Consider the following 26022-nt stretch of genomic DNA (forward strand, 5'->3'; position numbering starts at 1 on the left):
CGAAAATTAATTATAGGTTTTTTCAATTTTTTGATAAAAAAAAGTATCTAACACTTTAAATCCGTATTTTTCAGGTGTAAATATTTGCTCTGTACTACCTACGAAGAAAACCCCCTGTGGATGTAGTGAAGCATTAAAATTATAATAAATATTTTCTTTCGCTTTTTCAGTAAAGTAAATAAGAACATTACGACAAACAATCAGATCAAAACCTTTTGGATAAGGGTCTGACAAAAGATTATGCTTTTTAAATGTTATCGATTTTTTTAATTTTTCATCAATGATGTAGTCAGAATCTTGTTGTACAAAAAATTTTTTCTTTAAATCTTCGGGTACTTCTTTTAATGCTCGCTCAGTATAAACTCCTTTTTTCGCACGCTCAAGTATCTTTTCATCTATATCTGTTGCAAGAATATTCACCCGTGAAAGATCAATATACTGACTTAACATCATGGCTAATGTATAAGGTTCATCTCCCGTTGAACAAGCTGCACTCCATATTTTTAGCTTCTCTTTTTTATTTAACAGCTGTGGTATTACTTTCTTTTCTAATACATTCCATCTTGCTGAATTGCGATAAAATTCTGAAACATTTATGGTTATTTTATTTAAGAATTCGTCCATCAATACGTTATCAGATGTTAGTGCTTTGTAGAATGAATTAAAATCCTGATATCCTTTTTTATCTCTAAGCGAAGTAAGTCTACGTTTCATTTGTACTTCCTTATATTGAGATAAGTCAATACCTGTTTCTTTTTTGATTAATTGACTAAACGATTGATAATCACTCATTTCTATCCCCCTAATTTTGAACACAGATAGTAAAAACCTCGTCAATGACGAGGAAAGGAATATTATTTCCATTTATATGAAACACGACGTAAGTCATTTACCTACGTCGCTGCAAGAAGATATTTATAATGAAGCATTAAAAACATTCATTTTTAAAAAATTTTATGAATGAAAGAAAAGGTCAATCTCTCTAATAGCATTTTCTTTGGAATCTGAACCATGAATCACATTATTACTAATACTTGTACCAAAATCAGCGCGAATGGTACCTGCTTTCGCTTCTTTAGGATTGGTTGCTCCGATTAATTCACGTGCTTCTTCAATGATATTCTCTCCCTGCCAAACCATTGGGAAAACAGGTCCGGAAGTGATGAAGCTAACTAAATCATCAAAAAAATCTCTGTCTTTATGTGCTTCATAATGTTTTTTTGCTAATTCCTCTGAAATTGTTAATACAGAGGCATGTACTAATTGGTATCCTTTTGCTTCAAATCGTGAAATGATTTGGCCTATAACCGCTTGCTCCACACCATCTGGTTTTACCATAATAAATGTTTGTTCCATCTTACGAATCAACTCCTAAATAATTATGATTTTCTTTTTCCAATATAATTTGCTATATCTTCAAATGTTTGTTTTGCTTTTACATCAGGTAATTCATTTAATGCTCGTGATGCTTTTTCCAAATATTGATTACTCAAATCGAAAGCCTTATCAATTGCATCTGAGTTTTTTATGTAGTGAATAAGCGGATCAATTTGCTGTTGATTTATCTTTTGATGTGAAAATAAGTCCATTAATTTATTAGAAAATGATGGATCCTTCATGGCAATCAATGCTGGAAGTGTAATATTTCCTTGCATTAAATCGCTTCCTGCAGGTTTGCCTAACTGTTTTGCAGATGAAGTGAAATCAAGAATATCATCAATAATTTGATAAGACATGCCAATATAATAGCCATATCGCTTTAATTGCTTTTCCTGCTCGATTGGAACATCGGCTGCAATTGCACCTAATTGACAACTTGAGGAGATTAGTAAAGCTGTCTTACGTTTAATTCTTCTTAAATAATGACGTAAATGTTGATCAAGATTATATTTATCCTTAATTTGTTCTATTTCACCAACTGTTAAATCAATCATGGTCTTAGCTAAGATCTGGTGTGCCCTGGGATTGTTAAGATCAGATAAATACTCTAATGATCGGGCGAATATATAGTCACCTGTGTACATGGCAATACGATTGTCCCATTTGGCTTTAACAGTAGGCATTCCTCGTCTTAACTTAGCATCATCTATAACATCATCATGAACCAAGGAAGCCATATGAATCAATTCTAGCGCCACTGCGACAGATTTTAGTTTTGAAAGGTTATAATTACCAAATTGAGCGGCTAGTAATACAAAGATGGGTCGCAATCTTTTCCCACCAGCTTTTAAAAGTTGCGTAGAAGCTTCATTCAAAATCGGGTGTTTTGCTTGTATTGTTTCTTCTAAGGCCTGCTCAATGACCTGTAAATCAGGTTTTAAATAGGAGTAAGTCATCGCTAATTTCATTATTTACTTCACCTTTATATTCGTTTTTCACAACTTAGTTGTAACGTTCATATTTAGTCTTTTTTTTCGCCCATATGCATTGCTGCAACACCACCTGTATAGCTCTTAACTTGCACAGATGTAAGTCCAGCATCTTCAAACATCTTTTTTAATTCCTTTTTCCCTGGAAAAGTTTTAGCTGATTCATGCAGCCAAGCATATTCTTTATAACTACGCGCCAACAATCTCCCAAATACAGGCATAATAAACTTAAAATAAAAATAATATAATTGACGAAAGATTGGTAGAGTAGGCTGAGATGTTTCTAAACAAACAACTTTCCCTCCAGGTTTTACTACTCTTGCCATTTCATTTAGTACTTGTTGATAATCTGGAACATTTCGTAATCCAAAACCAATTGTTACATAATCAAAGGTATTTGATTCAAACGGCAATTGCATGGCATTCCCTTTCATGAAAGAAAGCTGTGGCTGAATTTGTTTATGATGTTTTTTAGTTGCAACAGACAACATATTCTCACTAAAGTCTAATCCGATTACTTTCCCTGATCGACCAGATTGTTCAGCTAATGCATAGCTCCAATCACCAGTCCCACAACAAACATCTAATGCGGATGATCCTCGTGATACCATCATTTTTTTCATTACATCTTTTCTCCAAGCTTTATGTCGGTTAAAGGAGATAATAGAATTCATAAAATCATAACGTTGATAAATTTTTTCAAATACATGATGTACTCGTTCTTCTTTTGTATGTTCTTTCACCTATTACCCTTCTTCCATTGCAAGACTATTATAATTATGATTTTCTGCAAAAAAACGCTGTGCATCCTTTTTTAACAATTGAAAATGTATAGGCAAGTCTTGAACAAGTTCTTCTGAAATGAACAAATGCTTACGTATTATCGCATCAATTGCTTGTACCGGTTTGTTATATTGCGAATACTCTCCCATCACTTGATTAAGTAGCACTTCAAATAGCGGGGAGTGTTGTTCAGAAGTATATAAATCTTTCTCGCGTAGTAATTTTTTTGTTAAAAGCCAATTTTGAATAAATGGGTTAATTGATGTTTCACTGACATGGTTAGCAACGTGGATAATAAGGATAGACTCTAATGCTTTCATCTCCTCAATAAATTCATGCATTGAGTGATTTTTTTCATAATACAAAATCATTTTCAATTCATTAATTTCTTTAATTGCAGAGGCTAATGTAGCAATCATATCTATATCATCAAGTTTAGACAGCATATAATAGTATAAACCACTATAGTAATCTCCAGCTAACACTGTCAATTGTCTATTTTTTGTTAGTTGTTTCGATTCATTTTCCAGTCTTTCTGATACTAAATCATGTGTGTCAAGCGCAATTTGCACTAACATGGTTGTTAGGATATAATTTTTCTTTTTTTTATCTGAATAGGATGTCTGTTTTATTAAACTATATAAGATCACAAGCTTATCATTATTTATAACAGGTTTTTGAATAAACTTTTTTAAGTAAGCATGTTGAAGCTTATCTTCTAACTCTTCTTGTATATTACTAAATGATAAAGCTGACATAGGATCACCTAAACCCTTTCTTCAAAAACCGATACAGGAAAGATTTTTTCATAAAAATAGTATAACATAAGTTATCTTATTTCGCTTTTTTATGTATGTATTTATCATTCACTATTGATCATTGCGCATTTGACCAACACTAGACTCGATCATAGCTTTTCCTTTTATTTTAATAGCTGAGGTATGTTCTGTAAATTGAACCACTAATATTTCATTTTCATCTAGCTTTTCAGAATGATGAAACTTTGTATTCGTACCTCTTGTCAATCCAATGACTTGTACACCATTCTCTAATGCTTTTACAATAAAATAATCTCCTTGAGCCATCTCTTTCATGATAATCCCTCCAATTCTTTTACATATATATATAATAGAAAAAGGGTGCACGATGCACCCTTTTTTCTTGCCCATATGTAAATGCTTATTTCACACTATCTTTAAGGGCTTTACCTGGTTTAAACGCAGGAACTTTGCTAGCTGGAATTTCAATTTCAGCACCTGTTTGTGGGTTACGACCTTTACGAGCAGCGCGTTCGCGTACTTCGAAGTTACCGAAACCAATTAATTGTACTTTTTCACCGTCTTTTAGTGAATCCATGATAGTTTCAAAAACTGAATCAACAGCTTTTGTTGCATCTTTTTTGGATAGTTCGCTTTTATCAGCGACTGCATTAATTAAATCTGTTTTGTTCATGACATTCACCTCCTCCCAAAAATCAAATACCTCTGAAGCATTCGAACTTAAATGGTTTATATACCATTTGTTCACATAATAAGTAGAACTTATACTTCGAATCATCATTAAAATGATGACAAGGCTTATAATAAACGACTTTTCCCTTAAATTCAACAAAAAATAGCAAGATTTATAATAATTTGTTCTTTTGTCCTAGTTTCAACCTTACTAATTTCCTTTGAATCTTATCATAACAACATCCCTTTTGCAAGTGTTTACAAGTGTTGATAAATTAACATTTTCAATTCATTTCAGTAAATAAAAAACGACTTGGTTTACAAGTCGTTAAAGAATAATTGCTATTAGTCCTCCAGAACCTTCATTTATGATTCGTTCTAAGGTTTCTTTTAGTTTATATCTTGCATTCTCAGGCATGAGTGAAAGTTTTGCTTGTATACCTTCTCTTACTATTGAACTTAAAGATCTTCCGAAGATATCTGATTGCCAAATAGATAATGGATCCTCTTCAAAGTCTTGCATTAAATATCTAACTAATTCTTCACTCTGTTTTTCGGTCCCAATAATAGGTGCAAATTCTGATTCTACTTCTACTTTTATCATATGAATGGATGGTGCAACAGCCTTTAATCTGACGCCAAAACGTGCGCCTTGTCGAATAATTTCTGGTTCATCTAGACGCATATCAGCAATAGATGGTGCAGCAACACCATAGCCAGTTTGTTTTACCATTTGTAGGGCTCCGGATACTTGATCATACTCCCGCTTTGCTTCAGAGAAGTCTTGCATCAATTGCAACAAATGATCTTTCCCTCTAATTTCTTCCCCAACTATTTCTTTTAAAACTTGATCATATAAATAATCTGGTGCTTCTAAATCAATTTCAGCTACACCTTCACCCATTTGAATACCAGCAATTTTAGCTTGATTAATATAATCATAATCATCAAATTGCCCAACGACCCGATCAACATCACGAAGTCGTTTTATATCTTTCACTGTTTCTTGAATAGCTGCTTGATAACTTTCTCTTAACCAATGATCTTCATTTAAAACCATTACCCAGCTTGGTAGATTCACATTAACTTCTAACACAGGGAATTCATATAATGCTTCTCTAAGTACATTATAGACATCATGTTCGCGCATACTTTCCACACTCATAGATAAAACTGGAATATCATACTGTTCTGTTAATTCTTGACGTAAAAGTTCCGTATCTTGGTGATATGGTTGTACAGAGTTAATCACCATAATAAACGGTTTACCTACTTCTCTCAGCTCTTCTACAACTCTTTTTTCTGCTTCCAAATAATCTTCTCTTGGAATATCACCAATTGTCCCGTCTGTTGTTACGACTACTCCCATAGTGGAATGCTCTTGAATTACTTTTCTTGTGCCAATCTCAGCTGCTTCATGGAATGGGATTGGTTCTTCATACCATGGTGTATGAATCATTCGTGGACCATTTTCATCTTCAAATCCTTGCGCACCATCTACAGCATAACCAACACAATCAACTAACCGTACATTAACATCTAAACCATCATCGACTTGTACACTAACAGCTTGATTTGGAACAAATTTTGGCTCAGTTGTCATAATTGTTTTTCCAGCTGCACTTTGAGGTAGTTCATCTTGTGCTCTTGCTCGGTCTCCATCATCTGAAATATTGGGCAAAACAACTTGTTCCATGAACTTCTTAATAAAAGTTGATTTACCGGTGCGTACTGCGCCTACAACCCCTAAATAAATATCACCATTCGTACGTTTCGAAATGTCTTTAAAAATATCAACTCTTTCCAAGTGATCCCCTCCTGATCTCCTTAACACCTACACGATTACGAATCTTTGACATTTTCATTCTATGACATTGTCCCACTAAAATATGACTTGATAATATTAAAAACTTGTTTTTTATTGAGTAGCTGTATTGCAACACATCTACCTTGAACATTTTTTCTCCATCTCTTTTAATAACTATGCTTTTTTGATTGTAAATAGAAGAAGAGTTTAAAAATTACTCCTATAAAAATAGAGATAGGGTAATGAATCCCTATCTCGGTATGACTAAATAATACCCAAGCAACCCTAAAATGAATGCCTGTGCGCTTTATTTTATGCTAATTCTGGAGAGTTTGTATCCTCATCTGCCCAGTTTGGTTACTTTTTAAATAATTGTCCTAAAGCGTTAATATCCTTTGGTACATTATTTTTTGTAATGGATTGCACTAGTTTATCTTCTTTTTCTTTTGAGATTGGTTTATTTGCCATCTTCGCTAATTGTTTAACAAGATTACGAACTGTTTTCTCATCAGAAAAATCTGCATTTTGTACGGAGTTGGCTATTTTTAAAATTTGTTCAGGACTTATACTAGAATTTTTTTGGATTTGATCAAACATATTTTTTTGAAAATCGCTCACATGCTCTCCTCCTTGGCTAATATCTTCTTGATACTATATGCAAGTTGGGAGAGCATTGTTCATTTATAGCTTATATCTGTTAGATAAAACGTTAGAGATATCTTCCATTTCGTGTCGGCGCATACGTTTCATTAATTGATCAACCACATCTTTGGGATTAGCACCTTCAAACAACACTTTATATAATCCATTCGTAATAGGCATCTCGATATTTTCTATTTGAGCTAGTTCATAGGCTGCTTTGGTGGTACGAACACCTTCTACAACCATTCCCATCTCTTGTAAAACATCATCAAGCCTTTTTCCTTTCGCTAAGAGATTTCCGGCTTTCCAGTTCCTACTGTGTACACTAGTACAAGTCACAATTAAATCGCCAACACCACTTAGGCCAACAAAAGTTAATGGATCTGCCCCTTTCGTTGTCCCTAAGCGAGCAATTTCCGCTAGACCTCTAGTGACCAATGCAGCTTTAGCATTATCCCCGTATCCCAAACCATCGGTAATACCTGCACCTAATGCAATAATATTTTTAAGAGAACCTCCTAGTTCAACACCAATCATATCTGCACTCGTATACACTCTGAAATGTTCATTAATAAACAGATCCTGTGCCTTCTCCGCTTCTGTCATCGTTCTTGAAGATACTGTAACGGTTGTAGGATGTCTTAAACTTACTTCCTCTGCATGACTAGGTCCGGATAAAACAACAATATCTGTATACCATTGACGAGGTAGTTCTTCTTCCATCATCTCAGAAACACGTTTTAATGATTTCGGTTCGATCCCTTTTGTGCCATGGATAATAGTAACATGATGGTCTAATACCTCAGAGACTTTTTGGCATACTTCTCTTATAGCTTCTGTTGGCAGAACAAAAACTATTGTTGACACATCCTGCAATACTTCCTTCAATGAGGTGTATGCTTTTAAATCTTTGGGTAATGTAATATTTGGCAAATAATCTTTGTTAGCATGTGTTTGATTAATTTCATCCGCATGTGATTGATTATGTGTCCAAAGTCGGACATCATGACCATTATCCTTTAAAACCATCGCTAAGGCAGTTCCCCAACTACCCGCTCCTAAAACCGCTATTTTTTCCATTCTTATCCCCCTTTATTGTCTACGCCTAGCAAAAATTTTGATAGGTGTTCCTTCAAATCCAAATGCTTCTCGTATTCTGTTTTCTAAAAAACGTTCATATGAAAAATGTAATAAGTCAGGATCATTCACAAAAACAACAAAGCTTGGTGGTTTTACACCTACTTGTGTTGCATATAGAATTTTTAATCGCTTCCCTTTGATTGTTGGTGTCGGATTGACCGCAAGTGCATCCATAATGACATCGTTTAAAATATTTGTTTCTACACGTTTTGTATGATTTTCACTAGCTCGTAACACTTGTGGAAGAAGCGTGTGGGTTCTTTTTTTCGTTTTAGCTGATAAAAATACAATGGGAGCGTAATCTAAAAATGGAAAATGAACTCTAATTTTTTCTTCAAATGCTCGCATTGCTTTCTCATCGCTATCTACGGTATCCCATTTATTCACAACAATGACTACTGCTTTACCTGCTTCATGCGCATATCCAGCGATTTTTTTGTCTTGTTCTATAATACCGGTTTCAGCATCTATTAACGTTAGTACAACATCTGAACGTTCAATCGCTTTTAATGCACGTAGTATACTATATTTTTCTGTCGTTTCGTAAATTTTACCTCTTTTTCGCATTCCTGCAGTATCAATAATAACATAATCCCGTTCATCACGAGTAAATGGCGTATCGATTGCATCTCTGGTGGTACCAGCAATATCGCTGACAATTACTCTTTCTTGTTGTAATAGAGCATTGACTAGCGAAGATTTCCCTACATTTGGTCTACCGATTAAACTAAAGTAGATGGTATCTTCCTCAACGTTTTCCGTTTGCTTTGTTGGAAAATAACTTACTACTTCATCTAACAGATCGCCTAACCCCAAACCATGCGTCCCCGAAATAGGAAAAGGCTCACCGAAACCAAGTGAATAGAATTCATATATTTGGTCCTTCATCTCTGGATTATCTACTTTATTTACCCCAAGTACAACAGGTTTATTTGATTTAAATAAAAGTTTAGCAACTTCTTCATCCGCTCCAGTAATGCCTTCTCTTCCATTTACCATAAAGATAATGACATCTGCTTCATGAATTGCTACCTCTGCTTGTTCACGCATTTGAACAAGTAATGGCTCGTCACCTAACTCAATTCCACCCGTATCAATAAGATTAAAAGTGGTTGTTAACCATTCCGCTTCTGCATATATACGGTCTCTTGTTACGCCTGGCGTATCTTCAACAATGGAAATACGTTCTCCTACAAGTCGATTAAAAATTGTCGACTTTCCTACATTTGGTCTACCTACTATTGCTACAATTGATTTTCTCATGAAAGGTACATCCTTTCTTTTGTACTCGCATATTTGTTCATGATAAGTAATTTTAATTAGTTAAAATTTATGGATCTTAACTTATACATTTTAGCAAAAGCAGTGCATAGACACAACATTGTTTTCCTTAATGTTTCACAATTATGTACAATTCGTCACTTAAGGCATGACTAATTCCGTCAAGAATAGCTTCCAAATTCGCTGCCACTTTGTTCATTTCATCTTTTGTCTCACAATAAAAAATGGGGGCGCCACCATCTACCTTTTGCTCGTTCGTTGTGATAACTGCTAAAATTGCTTTATCAATCGTCATTTTTCTTCGCCTCGATTTCTTTTACTAACTTTTGATTCTGAAGGCATACGTATGGCGTTCTCTAAAACAGGAACAGCACCTATAATTTCTGCAGCCTTTTTTGGATCTTGATTTTGCGGTAGAATAAATACACCAATCCGTCCATCATCCAAATCTCGCTTGATCAATGGAACTAAAGCTGGTGTACCAGAATCTCTAAAAACACCTAGTGAAACAGACACATCATGTAATATTGCTTGACGTTGTCCTAAATTAGCAATCGTTGAACGAACATCAAAATTCTTCGGGGTCAACACAAACCCCATTCCAAATCTCCCAATCTCTTCTTGCCTTTCAGGTAACCCAATATTCATAATGTAGATATTATCAACATATAAACCCGCCCCATCAAAATGAACTTCTGATAAGGAGATGTCCACAATATCTTTTAATGTCGACCCACTCATTAACTTCCTCGAAACGGCATAACAAATGATTGTTACAACAATTGCAATACTCCAACCAGCTAAAAGATAAGCAAAGGTCGTTAGAAAGGAAGTAAAAATTACTAGATAATTTCTACTTTCAAACGCAATCGCAATTCCTTCTATATATGTATTTCCTCTTGGAACAAGTTCATAGCTATCCAGTTCTGTCAATGTATTTCTTTCCATATTTCTTACTTCTCTAAATTGAGAAGCCGCAATCGTTAGAAAAGTAACTGCAGTAAATTCCTTTTCCATAATAGCAGGAATTGCTACAGCCCCCAAACCGGCTGCAATAAAGCCTAATGCTAAATGGATTACTTTACCGTGTAAATAGGTTGGATATTGACGATAATCTGTCCGTAGCATGATGGCCCGAGCGATTGTACCTACAGTAACTCCAAATATAATTGGTAATGTATATTCATTCATTTGTCCACCTCTTATTATGCTGTTCTACCAATTGTAGTATGTCCTGAAATTTCATTTTTATTTCTATCATAAAACGATAGAATAAAATGGCACCCGATAATACACCAAGCAACAGCATCATTGATTGATCCCCAATGATAATCTCCCAACCTAAACCAACAACAATTAAAGCATAAATAACCTCCCCAATAATGACAGATAAACTGGTTATAATAAAGCGTTCCAGGATGTTACTAGAAGTGAGTACAAGTAAGCATAAAAAAATAGAACTGTATATTATTATCTTAGGTAAAAAAATCCACACTGGACTTACAATTTCCCACAACTTAAGACCTGCGTAAATATGTGATAGTAATAAACAAGCAATAATTAGAAACAATTTTTTTTTCGAATGAGCTAATAACATAATCCCGACTATTAAAAGAATAATGATGGAAACATTTATTGAAACATGCTTTAAAGGAATGGTTAAAGAACTACATGTAATGAACAATAAAATAAAGATAGCTATTCTATTCCTGCTCTGTCCTTTTTTCATAAGAAATGTTGCAATTATCCAATATATCCAAAGTAACCAATAAACAATAATCATTTTTCATCACCATTAAAGAAGTATAGCTAAAAAGCATGATTCTAAACCATTTCTTGCAAAAAAAACAGAGGATAACACGTCGTGTTATCCTCTGTTTCTCTTACGTTATTTTACTTATATTTATCTAATTTATTACCAATCATATCTCCTAATTGAAAACCAGCACTATCTTCTTCTTTTTCATATGCCTTAAATGCTTGTTGGTTTTTTTCAGCTTCAACCTCTTTAATACTTAAAGATATACGTTTGTCTGCTTCACTAACTTCTAAGACCTTCACTTTTACTTCTTGACCAACCTCTAAAACTTCTTGTGGTGTTCCAATATGTTCAGTAGATATTTGTGAGATATGAACAAGACCTTCTACCCCAGGTAATACTTCAACAAATGCTCCAAAGTTAACTAATCGCTTAACCGTACCTTCGATCATACTGCCAACTTGTATTTTGTCATCAATATTTTCCCATGGTCCTGGTAAAGTTTCTTTAATTGAAAGTGAAATACGTTCATTTTCCTTATCAACAGATAACACTTTTACTTTAACCGTTTCACCTTCTGATACTACTTCACTTGGTTGTTCAACATGATCATGTGACAGTTGAGAAATATGGACTAATCCATCTATTCCACCTAAATCAACAAATGCTCCAAATGAAGTGATACGAGCTACTGTACCTTCTAATATCTGTCCGTCTTCAATAGAAGTAAGTAATTGTTGTTTCTTTTCTGTCTCCTCTTCCTCTACAACAGCACGGTGGGATAGAATAACACGGTTTTTAGATTTATCTAATTCAACAACTTTTAAAGAAATTGTTTTATCTTGATAATCTGAAAAATCTTCAACATAATAAGTTTCGATAAGTGAGGCAGGAATAAATCCTCTTATACCAACATCGACAACTAATCCACCTTTAACAATTTCTTTTACCGTTGCGTCAAAGATCGTACCTTTGTTAAGTTTATCTTCTAAATCATCCCATGCTTTATCTGCAACAATTGCTTTTTTTGAAAGAATAATTTCTTCATCTTCAATTTTTTTAACTTTTAATGTTAATTCATCGCCTTCATTTACTACATCACTTGCCTTTTCTATATGAAGACTAGATAGTTCACTTATTGGCACAATTCCATCTACTTTGTAATCGATATCAACCAATACCTGCTTTTCTTCTACCTTTACTACTTTTCCTGTTACTGTTTCACCTTCTGTTAATGCTTTGAATTCTGATACTTCTTTATTTAACTCATCCATAAAAAAGGCCTCCTTCAATTTACGACAAAACTTCAAACAACTTGTCCTTTTGTCTAACTTCTAATATTTTCACTTATTTGTCAAGCAATAGACAAATAAAATTATGAATATTTTTCTTTTAATTCTCTTATATTTTCCATAATTACATCCGTTACTTCACTTGCTTTTGCTTTATTTTTTCTTAATTGATCCATTTCAATCGCTTCTCCATAAACCACTTTTAATCGTTTACCTTTTTTATAAGGTCCAATAATTGCACATGGTATAACGGTTGCTTGTGATCGCAAAGCAAAAAAACCAACTCCTGAAAGCCCTTTACCAATCTTACCAGTCTTACTTCTCGTTCCTTCTGGAAATAATCCTAGTGTATTTCCTTCTTTTAAAATGGCTAATGCTTTTTTAAGCGCATCTCTATCCTGCATGCCTCTTTTGATTGGAAAAGCTTTTACTCTTAAAAGCAAACCACCTAAAAGCTTATTTCTAAACAATTCTTCTTTTGCCATGAAGTATATCTCTCTAGGACAGGTAATTCCTACAACTGGTGGGTCTAGGTTTGATATATGATTAGAACAAATAATTACAGGTCCATTTTTAGGAATATTTTCTTTTCCTATTACATGAAAACGATAGATAGGACGTAAAAATAGATTCACGACGGATGTGACAAATCGATAAAAACTCATAGTTTACGCTCCTTTTTATCGCATACAATTTTCAAGATTTTTTGTGTCACTTCATTGATGGACAGTGCTGTTGTATCAATCTCAATTGCATCTTTTGCCTTGATAAGCGGAGAAATCTCACGCTCCGAATCCAATTTATCTCGTTTAGCAATTTCATCTTTTAATTTTTCTAAATCAGAAGCAAAACCTTTAGATGTGTTTTCTTCGTGTCTTCGTATTGCCCGTTCCTCTACAGAAGCAATTAGAAATATTTTTACTTCTGCATCTGGTATGACATGTGTTCCAATATCTCTACCATCCATTACCACTCCACGTTCAGCTGCTAATTCTTGCTGTTGTTTAACCATTTCCTCTCGAACTAAACGATGTTGTGCAACGATGGAAACATGATTAGTAACATTTTCACCTCTAATAGCATCTGTTACATCCTCATGTCCAACAAATACCTTTTGTCCATCGGCAGTCTGCTTTAGATCAATTGATGATTCTTTTGCCAAATGGAACAGCGCATCACCATTAGTTAATGGTGTATTAGTCTGTAATGCTTTATAAGTCAACGCACGATACATTGCTCCTGTATCAATATATATGTAATCTAATTGATGTGCTACTTTTTTTGCAACTGTGCTTTTTCCAGCTGCTGCTGGTCCATCAATTGCAATAGCAATTTTATTATTTCTCATTTTTCTATTCTTCCTCTCTTAAACCAACAACCAAAGATATCTAACGATGAATTACCTAATTAAAGGATAACATATTTTTTTTAAAATGTTAGGTTACTTTATTTGAAAATCAAAATTTCTGCCTGCGATCTTTAACTTGTACTTCAAAACAATGACGAATAATGAGCTCACGATCGTTTTCTGAAATGTTGTTATATTCGACTGTAAGTAAAGAAATATTTGCATCTTCCTTTTTAAATATACGAATAACCGTTGCCTCTGCATGGACATATTCTATTCTCTCATTTTCCAATGGAATTACAACACAAATATCAACCATATCTCCTATATTATAAATTCCATCGATCGGTAATAGGATACATAACCCGCCACCACTTATATCATTTGTAACGGTAGTGAAGGGCTCTTTCAAACCCTCATGATCATGAATTGCTACATCTAAGGAACTGTTAACTCTTACGTATTTCCTTCTTTGAATGCGTACCATTTCATCTTGTGAGAAATGAATCATCAACATCGGGACATTTCCCGTTTTTTTACCTGTGATTTCTGTGATAAACTGATATACTGATTGATTTTCGTCAACAAGATTCACTTTAAATATTGTTCCTTTTGGGAAAATATTCGTTCTCCCTGTCATTTCGTTGATTGGATAATCAATATAGATCGTAGTTCCTTCCTGCCCAACAATTTTACTACGATAACTTGATGTTTCCTCCTCTTCTAATGCTTCTAGCTTTAATGTTGCACCTATTTTAATCAACCTACACGTACCCTCCCCTAAAGCATTAGTTTTACTTCCACCATATCCTACTAAGATAGAATACTCCTTATAGTTATACAATATTTTTAGCTAAAATAAAAGAAAAAGGGAAGGATTTACATCCACTCCCTAATCAAAATTCCACTTAGTCTCTACCGCCTTCAATTTTTCTACTTGAAGTTCTCTGCCTGTATTAGCATCAATAAATATTCGATAGGTTTCTTCCTCCATCGTTCCTAAAAATGCATATGCCAATACCTCTTGCATGACATCATTTTCTATTACCGCCATGTGTTGATCTTGAATGGTAACGGATGGATTAACCTTTTCTTTTGCATCTTCTATAGATAGATTGGGTGCTTCGATGGTTCGATCATGATGATTTCGATAAAAATCATTGGCCATATAACCTAATATTTCACCTGTATCTAGCGCTACTTTTAATTGCACCTTATCAGGATAGATGCGAATATCGTCTTGGTTATACAGAAATTGGAATACTCCGACATGGTCATACTGACTACTTTGGAAAAGTTCCATTTTTGATAAACCATTTTTCTTTAAAAAATCTGTTGCTTTTGTTGCCGCTTCATTTAGACTCAGTTTTTGTTCCTTAATCTTTCGGTTCAACATAAAGGAAAGAATATTTCCTCCCTTTTTAGATATATCAATATATCCATGTACGTTATTTGATTTAAAAGAACCACTATACGTTTGAAGGGTTGCTCCTTCACCACTTTCAGCAATTGTGACCTCGGTATCATTAGATAATGAGAACAAGTCGCGAATTTTCTTTTCTGCATTCTTTTCACTGACTTGCTTTCCAGTAATATATTGATAGTCATGATTTTCATTTGAAATGCCGGTAATGTTGGGTGAGAGCGTACTTTCTGAATACTCCTTAGCAGCTTCTTCAACCGTTTTAAAACCATCTATGATCGTATTATCTTGTTGTTGATCATTATTGACTAATGCTAGTTGTACATCCATCCAACGTAAGTTTTCTTCTAATACAACATGTTGTACCTTACGAAGCTCACTCTTAATATCTCCAGCAGTTTGATATAGATCTTTTAATTTATCTGTTTCTTTATCAGATAATGGGTTTTCTTCTAGATCACGCACAGCAGTCTTGTAAGTGAAATCGCCAATACTCGACAAAAATTCTTCTGTTTTGTTAAATGGTAATAATGCTAATGGTAATTGACCAACATCCGTATTTGCTTCTGAAGTGATCCTCCATATCTCTACTAATTGAGGGGATAACGTTTCTTTTGTATTTATTGCAAGTGTAGTTCCAATTTTATCGTGTAATAAATCAATTTTATAGGTTAGATCATGAAATGCACGTTGATAATTATTTTCGGCTTGAACTAAAATCGCATTTTTCTCTTGATGTTCTTGATACCCCCAAGCAGCTGTTGCAAAAATAAAAATACTTAGTAATGTAATAGCAATCCATCTAAACATAGTAAGTATGCTCCCTTCTTACATGCAAAAAACATGTTTTCCTATTCGTTTTATTTGTGGTCTCGACCAAATCCAGCTCGAAGTAGCCGTATCTGGATTAAAATAATAAATTGCATCTCCCGTTGGATCCCAACCATTTATTGCGTCGACCACTGCCTTTTTAGCAGATTCATTTGGTGTAAGCCAGATTTGCCCATCCGCAACAGCTGTAAATGCTCTTGGTTCAAAAATAACCCCGGATATTGTATTGGGAAAAGAAGTACTTTGAACGCGATTTAGAATAACTGCTGCCACAGCAACTTGACCTTCATATGGCTCTCCGCGCGCTTCACCATATACGGCATTTGCCATTAGCTGTATGTCATTTTGAGAATAACCATTTGGAACGTTAACAGCAGTCGGTTCCATTGATGTGTCCTCTTTTTCTGTTGTGCCTTCATTATCTTTCACTTGTTCCTCTTTCGGTGTCCCGCCATAATACGTAAACTTATTACCGGCCTCGATGTTTTTCTTTATAAATTGTTTATCATATTTTGTTGCTTTAACTAATTTGTTTTTAACGGTTTCTCCTGCCAACCCATCGATTTCCATTCCAAATTCATATTGAAAATTACGAAGTGCCCAATACGTCCCCCATCCAAATACTCCATCAATTTTCCCGTTATAGAAACCTAAATATTGTAATCTCGCTTGTAACTCAATGACATCTTCACCTGTTGCACCATGTTGAATGACTTGTGGACTAAAAGCATCTACTTTTTCAATTGGCTGCATAACGGATAGAAACGCAATAAATAACAAGCTAAATAAGCATATCTTTTTTGTTTTTATAGACATAATAAGCCTCCTACACTCTAAAATGTTATTCATACATTTGTTAGTGGTATTTTTAGGCTTATTTCTTTTTTTATTCATCATTTTAATTGAATTAAATTTAATGGATGATTCCGTGTATCTGGGTTAAACGGTTTATTCGGTTGCATAAAAAAAAGTGTGTGTATATGATTAAACAATCATGTACACACACGCTATGATACATCCATATTTTGATTTACAATTGAAAGTCTCTCTCTGTTTACATATTGATTAGCTTGCTTTACTTTTTTTATAGCATTTAACCATAAAAGAATCATAAAAGGAGTCAAAATGTATATCCAATTTCCATCACTTGTTTGTAGGATATAATCATAAAAACCGTGCAGTAAAAAAGGAAACAATAATGCAAAAAACATCATCAGTCGTGGTTTTACAGGATTAAACCTTGCTTTACCCAGATAGTAACCCATCACCACACCAAATAAAGCATGGGATGATACAGGGAAAAAAGCTCTTGCAAAAGCGTACTCTATACCATGAGCAACTAAATATAATATATTTTCAACAGTTGCAAACCCTAAGCTAATTGCTACACCATATATTATTCCATCATAAAAAGAATTAAATGTTGTAAATTTATATACTGTATATACGAAAATAAACCATTTGAAGAACTCTTCTAAAAAACCTGTTAAGATAAATGATGAAATAAAAAAATCTTGATCTATTCCCTCAGTAGTAAATGCATATTGAATAAACATAATTGGGAATACTAGTAAAGCACCATAAACAAATGATTGAACAATAGGTAGGATAGGTTCTGTATTGAAACGATCCTTTAGATAAAAAAATGTCATCAATGCTACTGCTGGAGCTATTCCAGACGATAAGAGTGCTAACATTCTAATGACACCCTCTTCCATAAAAATTACTTTCATCGTATCATGAAGTTAGAAAAATGAAAATATAAAAAGTTGGTGAACAAATTGAAAAAAATATTACTTATTCATACAGGTGGAACAATTGCGATGTCAGAGGATCAAAAAACTGGCACAGTGACTACTACAGCATCGAATCCTCTTACACAAGTGGAAACAATTATAAATCAATTTGCTGCATTAGATGAAGAAGTGTTCTATCATTTACCCTCTCCACATATTACACCAACTCATATGCTTGAAATAGGCAAATACATTGAATCTAGAATGGACGACTTTGATGGCATTGTGATCACGCACGGAACGGATACTTTAGAAGAAACTGCTTATTTTTTAGATTTATATATTGCAACAAAAAAACCAATTGTTATTACCGGGGCAATGCGTTCCAGTAATGAAATTGGCTCGGATGGACTTTATAACTTAATTTGTGCAATCCGCGTAGCAATAGCAGATGAATCCTATGAAAAAGGGCTACTAGTTGTTATGAATGATGAAATTCACACAGCCGCATATGCAACAAAAACAGCTACTAGTAATGTTGCTACATTCAAAAGTCCTCAGTTTGGCCCAATTGGTATGGTTACGAAACAAGACATTTGCTTTTATCACAAATGGATCTCTTATGAAAAATATAAAATAGAAAACATCTCCAAACAAGTACCTTTACTAAAAGCTTATGCAGGAATGGATAAATCACTGATTAATGCAATACTTAAGATGAATATAGATGGTTTAGTGATAGAAGGTCTAGGCCAGGGAAACTTACCACCTACAATGGTCGATCCATTAAAACAATTACTTCATAATAATATTCCTGTTGTGTTAGTGTCTAGAAGTTTTAAAGGAGTTGTTCAACCTACCTATGATTATCTTGGTGGCGGAAAGCAATTACATGAAATGGGCATTATATTTGCCAAACGCTTAACCGGTCAAAAAGCTCGTATAAAGTTATTAATGGTTTTGGAAGCTTCTTTAAATAAAGACATTCATTCCTATTTCAACTAATAATAAAGAGCAGTATATGGTATTATACTGCTCCACTTTTTTGTATTTTTCTTGCTATGTCATTGGCAATTAACGGACCATGATAACGGCCATTTTCAATAAATATTTCATTATTATTATAACCTGCAGCAATTACACCTGCTATATAGATGTCTTTCACATTTGTCTCCATTGATTCCATATTAAATGCTGGTCTGCCAGTTTCTGGTTCAATATTTACCCTCATAGACTGAAGAAATGTATGATCTGGTTGATAGCCAGTCATCGCAAATACAAAAGATGCTTCTGCCGTTTTTGTTTGATCATTTACTTGATAGATCACTTCATTATTTGTTATTTCTTTTATAGTTGCATTAAATTCCATTGAAATTTCATTTTTTTCAACTAAAGCTCTGAACTCTGGTAAAATCCAAGGTTTCACACTTTTAGAGTAATCACACCCACGATATAAAACGGTTATATCTGCTTCTGCTTTATGTAACTCTAATACTGCATCTACTGCCGAGTTTTTGCCACCAATAACAACTACTTTTTCCCGGTAAAATGGATGTGCTTCTTTAAAATAGTGATACACGTGAGATGAATCTTCACCTTTCACACTCATTTTATTTGGTTGATCATAATAACCTGTTGCAACCACAATAAATTTAGTTTTATAGGATTGATTCTCATTTTTACTAGTTAAAGTATTGACAATAAAGTCATCACCGTCTCTAACAACATCAATAACCTTTTCAAAACTATTAATTCGTAATGATCTACGACTTGCCACTTCACGATAGTATGCTAAAGCTTGATTGCGAACCGGCTTCTTTCTTTCCGTTATAAACGGAATATTCCCAACTTCTAAGCGATCGCTAGAACTAAAAAACGTTTGATGTGTTGGATAATTATATATGGAATTTGTAATGTTTCCTTTTTCAATTATTAATGGATCAAACCCTTTATCTTGAAGTGACAAAGCCGCTGACATACCGCAAGGGCCAGCACCAATAATAATAACCTGTTCTTTCTGCATCATTATCCTCCTACTATAAAACAAAAAACATAGATCAATGATTAAAAAATGTAGTTAATTGTTTAATTGCATCTTCTTTCATTATTATTTTACCATACTCAAGTAATCGGTAAGAAGTAACTATACTTGGTGAAGCATACTCTGATAAAAGAGCAATAATATTTTCTCGATCTACTTCTTCTACATCTTTGTCTGTAAACAGCATATAATAATGATTGTCAAAATAAATAATTGAACCACCATTTATACCAGCTTGAAGCATGGATCTTGATAGCTGTATGATATCCTCAAACGTATCAAACAAAAAGATTAATTCATTACTCTCATCGAGGGTTACTTTCATTTCTAAATATTCCTCATCTTCTTGTTCAATTTCATTTTGTGTAACAATAATCAGCATACCTTGAGCTTGGAGCACATGAACTTGAACTAATAAGACGCCTTCTAATTCAAATCCTAACTCATCACTTGCTTCAAACATCATGTCATGAAACAGTGCCTGCATGCTAGGTAAGTCTTGCCATAAATCATCTTTGGTTAATCCTCTTTCAATTAAATCATCAAATGTAAGAAAAATCTTAAATTGATTAGAAGAAAGCCGCTCCAAACGCATATTCATATCCCCCTTTTTTCAATAACTGTCTTTAAATAGTATATGTCTGCAAAAGTTAATTTGAGACGGATATTTGTTTATATTCATATAGTGTAAACAACGAAATGTTGCAACAAAGGAAAGAAAAAGAGTACTTCTTCATACCAAAGTACTCAGTTACTGATTCTATATTATACAATATTATATTTTAAAAACCAAAATTATAATATTACCTAATTGTAGAAAATTAAGCATTTGTTATGTCAAGCACACGAAATCCGGCCTTTTCCAATTTATTTTTTAACTTATCGGTTCTAACATCCTCATCAACTTTGAGAACAATTCTTCTGGCTAATTTATCAGTTTCATCAAATGTAGTAATTGAAATAATATTTGCATGCAAATGCTGTAATATGTCTGCAAGTTTTGCAAATCGCCCAGATGATTCTTCGGAGGTAAATGCAATCCTCACTCCTGATTTATTCATACCAAAAACACTTTCAAACTGTTCTAAAACATCATAACGTGTTACAATTCCCAGAAATTTTTTATTGTCATCCACAACAGCAAGTATAGGATAATCTTTAAAAGTGGTTAATGTTTTTTCGAATACTTCATTGTTTAGAATAAAGAGATCAGCATGTGTCATGATTTCCGAAACTTCTGTGTTAGATAAAAAATCTTCCTGTTGCTGTCCCGTTAGAAATGTCGATTTATAAATCGTCTGAGCAGAGATCATACCTAAAAATTTTCCCGCTTCATCAACAACTGGCATTGCTTGAATATCTTTTTCATTTAGCTTGGCTAATGTCTTTTTTAAAGACTGACTCGGTGTTGCAACATGACATTGATAAATTGATTTCATTGTACTACGAACAAACATAGCAAACACCCCACTTCAAATAATTAATTTTTTCCACTACCCCTTTATTCCCTCTTTGCAAATTGTTAAACAATAGCAGTCACTTACATTATATACATAAGTCAAGCTTCTATGCCATACAATCAAGTGATGTAAAAAATAATAAAGGAGGTTAGTAAATGCATCAAACTAACACCAAATATTTTTATCCATATATTAGTCCGTTTGATCCTTGTCCTCCTATCGTTAGAAAAAGCTATTCCACTCCACCACAATTGTACATGGGTTTTCAGCCACCTAACTTAGCACAATTTCAAACGGCAAAAGAAGCACTTTATTGTGGAACACTATGGCCAGCATTCCATGATCCATATCCCCCAAAAGAAGGGAGAGAAGATAATTGAACACACCTAAGCAAGTGCCTCAAGCCTATTACGATTTATTAGAAGAAATTCAAGCAGTTGATTTTGTTTTGGTTGAACTAAATCTTTACCTTGACACGCATCCAAATGATGCGAATGCGATTCAACAATTTAATCAATGCACTTATGAAAGTAAAAAATTGAAGAAAAAGTTTGAAAAACAATTTGGTCCACTCATGCATTTTGGTCGTAGTTACTCAGGGTATCCTTGGAATTGGGATGATACTCCTTGGCCATGGCAAGTGTGAAAGGAGGAATGAAAATTGTGGTACTACGAAAAAAAGTTGCAGTACCCTGTTCGTGTCAGAGAATGTAACCCTAGACTTGCAAAATACCTAATTGAACAATATGGGGGAGCCGATGGAGAACTATCTGCAGCATTACGTTATTTAAATCAACGCTACACAATTCCTAATAAGGTTGTTGGATTACTCAATGATATCGGCACAGAAGAATTTGCCCATTTAGAGATGATTGCTACGATGGTTTATAAATTAACTAAAGATGCTACACCTGAACAAATGAAAGCAGCAGGATTAGCGACACACTATGCAAACCATGATAATGCATTGTTTTATCATAATTCAGCTGGAAATCCATGGACAGCTACTTATATTGCATCAAAAGGCGATCCAATTGCAGATATTTACGAAGATATCGCAGCAGAAGAAAAAGCGCGAGCTACTTATCAATGGATCATTAATTTATCCGATGACCCAGAGTTAAATGATAGTCTTAAATTTTTAAGAGAAAGAGAAATTATTCATTCACAACGATTCCGAGAAGCCGCACAAATATTAATTGATGAAAAAGATCAGAAACAGTTTTTCTAGTTATCTATAAATTAAAAAACACATTCTATTATATATGCAATGATGAAAAATATCAGGCATAGGGTTCAGGAAAAGCTAGAAAACGATTATATTTTCTAGCTTTTTCTTATGACTCATATTCATCAATGGTAGGAAGAAATAATTTTTCTCCAGGTTCAATGGGGTCAGACTTTAATTGGTTCACCCGTCTAAGTACATCTAAAACTTCAAGTGTATTATAATAATCCATTGCGACTGTTTGCAGTGTATCACCCTTGGAGACAAGATAATATCTACCTGTGAGCTCAATCTTTTCTGTAGTGTCCTCTCCAATAGATAGATTAACCGTTACCTCTTCAGATAACTTTTTTGTTGGAGAAACAACTTGAACGGTTTCACCAGCAGGATTTTTTTGATGATCTTGAACCGTCTTATCCAAAAAATCTTTTCCCCAATATTGATAGGTTACGACTAAGATAATTACTAATAAAAATAGTAATAATAAAAATCGCAGAAAAATCAAATTAATTTTCCATTTTGTTTTTTTATTTTTGTCTTGATGAATTTCTTTCCTTGGTGGTAATTCTAGTACATTTATGTTCTCTTGTGCTAAATCGTTAGGATCCTCTGCATTTTCATGTTGCATATGTTCCCTTAAATTTGCTGCTTGATCTTTTTGTTCATTCATGACTGTACTCCTCCGATAAAGTAATAGCAGACATTCCCATTTAAATATATTTTCCGCATTCAGTCGTTACTACTTTGCAAAAATAACATGGCTAATTCTGATTTCCAACCTTTGATCGTAGCTGTTTTTGTTTTTTCTTGTATTGGTGCCCAATCATCAAAACGGAAATCACAATAATCACAGCAAGCGTACGTTGGCTCTTTAAGTGTCGTTTGAAATGATCGAAATAAAGCTTTTCTTCGGCAGTTTGTCGTATTGATCCATGTGACCATTTCTCTTAACTTCCTCAACTTATACTGAGATCGATTGCTTATTACTTTTTCTATTTCTTTTAAAAAAACTCCTCTTCTATCATATATCGGCAAGATCTGATTTTCTTTAAGTATAGCATGATTTTCTAAATGATATATGATAAATCGATACTGCACCTCATTTAAACTTAAGTACATCATCATTTCATGCTTATTTATTGTTACACTGTTTGTTTCATACTTCTTCTCTAAAAATGAAACAAAAGAACGTACTTGCTCCATTGTTGGAAGTTCAGATTCAATTAATCGCTTTGGTAATAATGTATCAAAAGGTGCATGTAAGACAACGGATACACTCGATAGACCATCTCTACCCGCTCGTCCGACTTCTTGAATAAACGACTCAATTTGTGTTGGGAAATGATAATGAATAATTAATCTAACGTTTTGTTTATCAATCCCCATACCAAACGCACTCGTACAACATATAATATCTAATTGATTTTCCATAAATTGTTGTTGAATTAATGTTCGGTCGATTCCATCCATTCCACCATGGTAAAAAGCAACCCTTAATTCTGGTAGATGATAGCTTAATTGGCTAGCTACGTCCTCTGCCTCTTTCTTACTTGAAAAATAAATCATTGTTGGCACACGAAACTTTTGTAACAAATCAATCATATAGCTTACTTTTTCCTGTTTATTCTCACACTGCTGCATGGTAAAAGCTATATTTTTACGGTCCATCGGATAGATATGTTTGATCATGCTAGGTTTATTTAAGTATTTTATAATATCTTTTTGTACATCAGGGGTTGCTGTCGCACTTAAAGCTAAAACAGAAGGGTCATTTAGTTGCGCGATAACATCTACTAACTTTAAATAGTCGGGGCGAAATTCATGCCCCCATTGCGAGATACAATGCGCTTCATCTACGACAAACAATGAAATATTCATATGACTTAAACGTTCTAATAATTGTTTGTTTTGAATCATCTCAGGCGAAACGTATATAAGCTTGTAACGAGAAAGCTGTTGGAGAACTTGTTGCTTTTCTGCTCTATTAACAAAACTATTTATAGCGACGATATCTTTCATTCCTTTTGCCTTTAATTGTTTTACTTGATCCTCCATTAAAGACAATAATGGAGATATGACAATGACACTGCCTTTTAATAAAAGAGATGGCAACTGATAACAAATTGATTTACCTGATCCTGTTGGTAAAACCCCTAAAACAGACTCTCCGTTTATTAAATCATCAATTATCTCCTTTTGCCCTTCACGAAAATAATGATGACCAAAGTAATTATGTAATACTTTTTCTAGTTGACTCATTGCTTTGTACTCCTTTTATGATCCTTAACATAAGAAAAAACTAAGCGGATTTTAAAATAATCATATTGATTGTCTAGTGCTTCTTTTATCTCTTTTAATTTGGTAGTTTTTTGCTCCTCAATAGCTGTCAAAATTGTCCGATACGTGAGATTGTCTATGAATTTTGTTATATCAAATTGCGGATCAACATACGCTATCTCTATAATATGGTCTTCAATCGTACTTCTTTTTAAATTTCTAATCTGCGCTATTTGATCAATAGTGAAGCCTTTTGCTAACCATTGATTTGTTTTATAAGCGGAATGAGTGACAAGTAGTGTATGATTGTTTAAAGGGACAAACACAGCTAAATTTGATGAGCGAGTTCTATCATTTTTTATGTAAGAAAGGAGCCGATGTAGGATACTAGTTAGATTTAATGCTACATCCATGGTTGACAGATTGTTTTTCTTTGCTAATTGATCTAGTGATAAACCAATTTTCCCATAACCACTTATGCGATCAACAAATAATTGTGCTTGTACTGTAGACAGTTGCTCTAAAAAAACATATAACTCTTGGTGTACATCCTTCAACCATTTATTCACATCACCAACATGGGAACGGTAATGTTCTTTCACCCATTGTTGTACACCTAAATCATCCGTAATCGGAACAAAATGATGAGACTGATGAGCTAAATTAGAATATGTTTGAATAGCTAGTTGCAATCTCATATAAAAGACATCCATTTCTCCAGAGAAATCTATTCCATTTAGATATTCAACAGGAAACAAGTTTTTATGTGACTGTAAATACAACCCCCCTTTTTCAGTTACACAGGCGACGTTATTTTCTTTCATTACAATCCATTCATTTTCTTCTAACGTCAACATTGCCTGTTCAAAAATAGACCGTTTCATCGTTTTTAGAATACCGAAATAGCTTGAAAGTTGATAGATATTAGTATCTTGTATCGTTTGACTCGATCGTTTTCCTTTTAACAAATGAAAGACAGAAGCAGTCGTTCTCTCTTGATTTATCTTTTTAATACATTCTAATAGGATGTAAAAGAACAGTAACATCACCTTCTTAATCAATAAATTTTATCAGATTAAAAGATATATCTCATTCTAGCAAAAATATACGATATAAATACCATATCACGAAGCGTGCGATAAGTGAATATTGCA

At 33.7% G+C, this 26022-nt stretch carries 31 protein-coding genes; 4 read left to right on the top strand and 27 right to left on the bottom strand.

The window, feature by feature from the left end; all coding sequences use genetic code 11:
• Positions 1 to 6: 6 nt before the first annotated feature.
• The 21 genes from BN1058_RS04565 to prsW form a co-directional block, all read right to left on the bottom strand.
• Entirely contained in the window at positions 7 to 792 is a 786-nt protein-coding gene (locus BN1058_RS04565) for a CheR family methyltransferase (RefSeq protein WP_090853498.1), read from the bottom strand.
• Positions 793 to 954: 162 nt separating this feature from the next.
• Positions 955 to 1356 carry a nucleoside-diphosphate kinase gene (ndk, locus tag BN1058_RS04570; protein ID WP_090853501.1) on the bottom strand — a complete coding sequence of 134 codons (402 nt, stop codon included), beginning with the start codon at positions 1354 to 1356 and terminating at the stop codon, positions 955 to 957.
• A gap of 23 nt (positions 1357 to 1379) precedes the next feature.
• Positions 1380 to 2348, bottom strand: coding sequence for a heptaprenyl diphosphate synthase component II (gene hepT / locus BN1058_RS04575; RefSeq protein ID WP_090853504.1), 969 nt, complete (start codon positions 2346 to 2348; stop codon positions 1380 to 1382).
• 53 nt (positions 2349 to 2401) lie between these two features.
• The gene (locus BN1058_RS04580; RefSeq protein WP_090853507.1) at positions 2402 to 3112 is read right to left on the bottom strand and encodes a demethylmenaquinone methyltransferase; all 711 of its coding nucleotides are present in this window, start codon (positions 3110 to 3112) and stop codon (positions 2402 to 2404) included.
• 3 nt (positions 3113 to 3115) lie between these two features.
• The gene (locus BN1058_RS04585; protein ID WP_090853511.1) at positions 3116 to 3910 is read right to left on the bottom strand and encodes a heptaprenyl diphosphate synthase component 1; all 795 of its coding nucleotides are present in this window, start codon (positions 3908 to 3910) and stop codon (positions 3116 to 3118) included.
• A gap of 111 nt (positions 3911 to 4021) precedes the next feature.
• Positions 4022 to 4237 (bottom strand): trp RNA-binding attenuation protein MtrB, encoded by a 216-nt coding sequence (gene mtrB, locus BN1058_RS04590; protein WP_090855986.1) that lies wholly within the window; start codon positions 4235 to 4237, stop codon positions 4022 to 4024.
• A 94-nt stretch (positions 4238 to 4331) separates the two neighbouring features.
• Positions 4332 to 4604, bottom strand: coding sequence for an HU family DNA-binding protein (locus tag BN1058_RS04595; protein WP_090853514.1), 273 nt, complete (start codon positions 4602 to 4604; stop codon positions 4332 to 4334).
• 327 nt (positions 4605 to 4931) lie between these two features.
• The gene (spoIVA, locus tag BN1058_RS04600) at positions 4932 to 6410 is read right to left on the bottom strand and encodes a stage IV sporulation protein A (protein ID WP_090853517.1); all 1479 of its coding nucleotides are present in this window, start codon (positions 6408 to 6410) and stop codon (positions 4932 to 4934) included.
• Positions 6411 to 6767: 357 nt separating this feature from the next.
• Entirely contained in the window at positions 6768 to 7028 is a 261-nt protein-coding gene (locus tag BN1058_RS04605; RefSeq protein WP_090853520.1) for a stage VI sporulation protein F, read from the bottom strand.
• 63 nt (positions 7029 to 7091) lie between these two features.
• Positions 7092 to 8132 carry an NAD(P)H-dependent glycerol-3-phosphate dehydrogenase gene (locus BN1058_RS04610; RefSeq protein ID WP_090853523.1) on the bottom strand — a complete coding sequence of 347 codons (1041 nt, stop codon included), beginning with the start codon at positions 8130 to 8132 and terminating at the stop codon, positions 7092 to 7094.
• 12 nt (positions 8133 to 8144) lie between these two features.
• Positions 8145 to 9455: a ribosome biogenesis GTPase Der gene (der, locus tag BN1058_RS04615; RefSeq protein WP_090853526.1), complete on the bottom strand. Its 1311-nt coding sequence runs from the start codon at positions 9453 to 9455 to the stop codon at positions 8145 to 8147.
• A gap of 127 nt (positions 9456 to 9582) precedes the next feature.
• Positions 9583 to 9768 carry a capping complex subunit for YIEGIA gene (locus BN1058_RS04620; RefSeq protein ID WP_090853528.1) on the bottom strand — a complete coding sequence of 62 codons (186 nt, stop codon included), beginning with the start codon at positions 9766 to 9768 and terminating at the stop codon, positions 9583 to 9585.
• Positions 9765 to 10664 (bottom strand): YIEGIA family protein, encoded by a 900-nt coding sequence (locus BN1058_RS04625; protein ID WP_090853531.1) that lies wholly within the window; start codon positions 10662 to 10664, stop codon positions 9765 to 9767. Before BN1058_RS04625 ends, BN1058_RS04620 begins: the two co-directional genes overlap by 4 nt.
• Complete coding sequence (locus tag BN1058_RS04630) at positions 10657 to 11256, bottom strand: YphA family membrane protein (protein WP_090853534.1); 600 nt, start codon at positions 11254 to 11256, stop codon at positions 10657 to 10659. Before BN1058_RS04630 ends, BN1058_RS04625 begins: the two co-directional genes overlap by 8 nt.
• 110 nt (positions 11257 to 11366) lie before the next feature.
• Positions 11367 to 12506 carry a 30S ribosomal protein S1 gene (rpsA, locus tag BN1058_RS04635; protein ID WP_090853536.1) on the bottom strand — a complete coding sequence of 380 codons (1140 nt, stop codon included), beginning with the start codon at positions 12504 to 12506 and terminating at the stop codon, positions 11367 to 11369.
• A gap of 101 nt (positions 12507 to 12607) precedes the next feature.
• The gene (locus BN1058_RS04640) at positions 12608 to 13189 is read right to left on the bottom strand and encodes a lysophospholipid acyltransferase family protein (protein ID WP_090853539.1); all 582 of its coding nucleotides are present in this window, start codon (positions 13187 to 13189) and stop codon (positions 12608 to 12610) included.
• Complete coding sequence (gene cmk, locus BN1058_RS04645; RefSeq protein WP_090853541.1) at positions 13186 to 13872, bottom strand: (d)CMP kinase; 687 nt, start codon at positions 13870 to 13872, stop codon at positions 13186 to 13188. The genes BN1058_RS04640 and cmk overlap by 4 nt, the downstream gene beginning before the upstream one ends.
• 109 nt (positions 13873 to 13981) lie before the next feature.
• Positions 13982 to 14635: a flagellar brake protein gene (locus BN1058_RS04650; RefSeq protein ID WP_141652119.1), complete on the bottom strand. Its 654-nt coding sequence runs from the start codon at positions 14633 to 14635 to the stop codon at positions 13982 to 13984.
• A gap of 129 nt (positions 14636 to 14764) precedes the next feature.
• Positions 14765 to 16105, bottom strand: coding sequence for a germination protein YpeB (gene ypeB / locus BN1058_RS04655; RefSeq protein WP_090853547.1), 1341 nt, complete (start codon positions 16103 to 16105; stop codon positions 14765 to 14767).
• Positions 16106 to 16123: 18 nt separating this feature from the next.
• Positions 16124 to 16879, bottom strand: a complete 756-nt coding sequence (gene sleB / locus BN1058_RS04660; protein WP_255307039.1) for a spore cortex-lytic enzyme — start codon at positions 16877 to 16879, stop codon at positions 16124 to 16126.
• 254 nt (positions 16880 to 17133) lie between these two features.
• Positions 17134 to 17823 (bottom strand): glutamic-type intramembrane protease PrsW, encoded by a 690-nt coding sequence (prsW, locus tag BN1058_RS04665; protein ID WP_090853553.1) that lies wholly within the window; start codon positions 17821 to 17823, stop codon positions 17134 to 17136.
• Positions 17824 to 17907: 84 nt separating this feature from the next.
• On the opposite strand from prsW, the gene BN1058_RS04670 reads away from it, so the two are divergent.
• Positions 17908 to 18867, top strand: coding sequence for an asparaginase (locus tag BN1058_RS04670; RefSeq protein WP_090853556.1), 960 nt, complete (start codon positions 17908 to 17910; stop codon positions 18865 to 18867).
• A gap of 22 nt (positions 18868 to 18889) precedes the next feature.
• On the opposite strand, the gene BN1058_RS04675 is transcribed toward BN1058_RS04670, so the two are convergent.
• From BN1058_RS04675 to BN1058_RS04685, 3 genes are all read right to left on the bottom strand, one after another.
• The gene (locus BN1058_RS04675; protein WP_090853560.1) at positions 18890 to 19885 is read right to left on the bottom strand and encodes a YpdA family putative bacillithiol disulfide reductase; all 996 of its coding nucleotides are present in this window, start codon (positions 19883 to 19885) and stop codon (positions 18890 to 18892) included.
• Positions 19886 to 19919: 34 nt separating this feature from the next.
• Entirely contained in the window at positions 19920 to 20498 is a 579-nt protein-coding gene (locus tag BN1058_RS04680; RefSeq protein ID WP_090853563.1) for a genetic competence negative regulator, read from the bottom strand.
• 226 nt (positions 20499 to 20724) lie between these two features.
• Positions 20725 to 21360, bottom strand: a complete 636-nt coding sequence (locus tag BN1058_RS04685) for a CBS domain-containing protein (RefSeq protein ID WP_090853566.1) — start codon at positions 21358 to 21360, stop codon at positions 20725 to 20727.
• 158 nt (positions 21361 to 21518) lie between these two features.
• On the opposite strand from BN1058_RS04685, the gene BN1058_RS04690 reads away from it, so the two are divergent.
• Genes BN1058_RS04690 through BN1058_RS04700 form a run of 3 tightly spaced genes read left to right on the top strand, consistent with a single transcriptional unit; the run spans position 21519 to position 22594 of the window.
• Positions 21519 to 21743 carry a spore coat associated protein CotJA gene (locus BN1058_RS04690; RefSeq protein ID WP_090853569.1) on the top strand — a complete coding sequence of 75 codons (225 nt, stop codon included), beginning with the start codon at positions 21519 to 21521 and terminating at the stop codon, positions 21741 to 21743.
• Positions 21740 to 22009: a spore coat protein CotJB gene (locus BN1058_RS04695; RefSeq protein ID WP_176694447.1), complete on the top strand. Its 270-nt coding sequence runs from the start codon at positions 21740 to 21742 to the stop codon at positions 22007 to 22009. Before BN1058_RS04690 ends, BN1058_RS04695 begins: the two co-directional genes overlap by 4 nt.
• Before the next feature lie 15 nt (positions 22010 to 22024).
• Positions 22025 to 22594 carry a manganese catalase family protein gene (locus BN1058_RS04700; RefSeq protein WP_090853572.1) on the top strand — a complete coding sequence of 190 codons (570 nt, stop codon included), beginning with the start codon at positions 22025 to 22027 and terminating at the stop codon, positions 22592 to 22594.
• A 106-nt stretch (positions 22595 to 22700) separates the two neighbouring features.
• On the opposite strand, the gene BN1058_RS04705 is transcribed toward BN1058_RS04700, so the two are convergent.
• From BN1058_RS04705 to BN1058_RS04715, 3 genes are read right to left on the bottom strand one after another with little or no spacing between them, the layout of a single operon-like run.
• Positions 22701 to 23261: a LysM peptidoglycan-binding domain-containing protein gene (locus BN1058_RS04705; protein ID WP_090853575.1), complete on the bottom strand. Its 561-nt coding sequence runs from the start codon at positions 23259 to 23261 to the stop codon at positions 22701 to 22703.
• Positions 23262 to 23320: 59 nt separating this feature from the next.
• Positions 23321 to 24850 (bottom strand): RecQ family ATP-dependent DNA helicase, encoded by a 1530-nt coding sequence (locus BN1058_RS04710; protein ID WP_090853578.1) that lies wholly within the window; start codon positions 24848 to 24850, stop codon positions 23321 to 23323.
• Positions 24847 to 25914: a YpbB family protein gene (locus tag BN1058_RS04715; protein ID WP_090853581.1), complete on the bottom strand. Its 1068-nt coding sequence runs from the start codon at positions 25912 to 25914 to the stop codon at positions 24847 to 24849. Before BN1058_RS04715 ends, BN1058_RS04710 begins: the two co-directional genes overlap by 4 nt.
• Between the last annotated feature and the right edge of the window lie 108 nt (positions 25915 to 26022).

Origin of the sequence: Paraliobacillus sp. PM-2, assembly GCF_001368815.1 — a bacterium.
GTDB lineage: Bacteria > Bacillota > Bacilli > Bacillales > Amphibacillaceae > Paraliobacillus.

Excerpts from the sequence above, each read along its gene's own strand:
- BN1058_RS04565 (WP_090853498.1), bottom strand. The coding sequence starts at position 792 with ATGAGTGATTATCAATCGTTTAGTCAATTAATCAAAAAAGAAACAGGT.
- ndk (WP_090853501.1), bottom strand. The coding sequence starts at position 1,356 with ATGGAACAAACATTTATTATGGTAAAACCAGATGGTGTGGAGCAAGCG.
- hepT (WP_090853504.1), bottom strand. The coding sequence starts at position 2,348 with ATGAAATTAGCGATGACTTACTCCTATTTAAAACCTGATTTACAGGTC.
- BN1058_RS04585 (WP_090853511.1), bottom strand. The coding sequence starts at position 3,910 with ATGTCAGCTTTATCATTTAGTAATATACAAGAAGAGTTAGAAGATAAG.
- mtrB (WP_090855986.1), bottom strand. The coding sequence starts at position 4,237 with ATGGCTCAAGGAGATTATTTTATTGTAAAAGCATTAGAGAATGGTGTA.
- BN1058_RS04595 (WP_090853514.1), bottom strand. The coding sequence starts at position 4,604 with ATGAACAAAACAGATTTAATTAATGCAGTCGCTGATAAAAGCGAACTA.
- BN1058_RS04610 (WP_090853523.1), bottom strand. The coding sequence starts at position 8,132 with ATGGAAAAAATAGCGGTTTTAGGAGCGGGTAGTTGGGGAACTGCCTTA.
- der (WP_090853526.1), bottom strand. The coding sequence starts at position 9,455 with ATGAGAAAATCAATTGTAGCAATAGTAGGTAGACCAAATGTAGGAAAG.
- BN1058_RS04620 (WP_090853528.1), bottom strand. The coding sequence starts at position 9,768 with ATGACGATTGATAAAGCAATTTTAGCAGTTATCACAACGAACGAGCAA.
- BN1058_RS04625 (WP_090853531.1), bottom strand. The coding sequence starts at position 10,664 with ATGAATGAATATACATTACCAATTATATTTGGAGTTACTGTAGGTACA.
- BN1058_RS04630 (WP_090853534.1), bottom strand. The coding sequence starts at position 11,256 with ATGATTATTGTTTATTGGTTACTTTGGATATATTGGATAATTGCAACA.
- rpsA (WP_090853536.1), bottom strand. The coding sequence starts at position 12,506 with ATGGATGAGTTAAATAAAGAAGTATCAGAATTCAAAGCATTAACAGAA.
- BN1058_RS04640 (WP_090853539.1), bottom strand. The coding sequence starts at position 13,189 with ATGAGTTTTTATCGATTTGTCACATCCGTCGTGAATCTATTTTTACGT.
- cmk (WP_090853541.1), bottom strand. The coding sequence starts at position 13,872 with ATGAGAAATAATAAAATTGCTATTGCAATTGATGGACCAGCAGCAGCT.
- ypeB (WP_090853547.1), bottom strand. The coding sequence starts at position 16,105 with ATGTTTAGATGGATTGCTATTACATTACTAAGTATTTTTATTTTTGCA.
- sleB (WP_255307039.1), bottom strand. The coding sequence starts at position 16,879 with ATGCAGCCAATTGAAAAAGTAGATGCTTTTAGTCCACAAGTCATTCAA.
- prsW (WP_090853553.1), bottom strand. The coding sequence starts at position 17,823 with ATGTTAGCACTCTTATCGTCTGGAATAGCTCCAGCAGTAGCATTGATG.
- BN1058_RS04675 (WP_090853560.1), bottom strand. The coding sequence starts at position 19,885 with ATGCAGAAAGAACAGGTTATTATTATTGGTGCTGGCCCTTGCGGTATG.
- BN1058_RS04680 (WP_090853563.1), bottom strand. The coding sequence starts at position 20,498 with ATGCGTTTGGAGCGGCTTTCTTCTAATCAATTTAAGATTTTTCTTACA.
- BN1058_RS04685 (WP_090853566.1), bottom strand. The coding sequence starts at position 21,360 with ATGTTTGTTCGTAGTACAATGAAATCAATTTATCAATGTCATGTTGCA.
- BN1058_RS04690 (WP_090853569.1), top strand. The coding sequence starts at position 21,519 with ATGCATCAAACTAACACCAAATATTTTTATCCATATATTAGTCCGTTT.
- BN1058_RS04705 (WP_090853575.1), bottom strand. The coding sequence starts at position 23,261 with ATGAATGAACAAAAAGATCAAGCAGCAAATTTAAGGGAACATATGCAA.
- BN1058_RS04710 (WP_090853578.1), bottom strand. The coding sequence starts at position 24,850 with ATGAGTCAACTAGAAAAAGTATTACATAATTACTTTGGTCATCATTAT.
- BN1058_RS04715 (WP_090853581.1), bottom strand. The coding sequence starts at position 25,914 with ATGTTACTGTTCTTTTACATCCTATTAGAATGTATTAAAAAGATAAAT.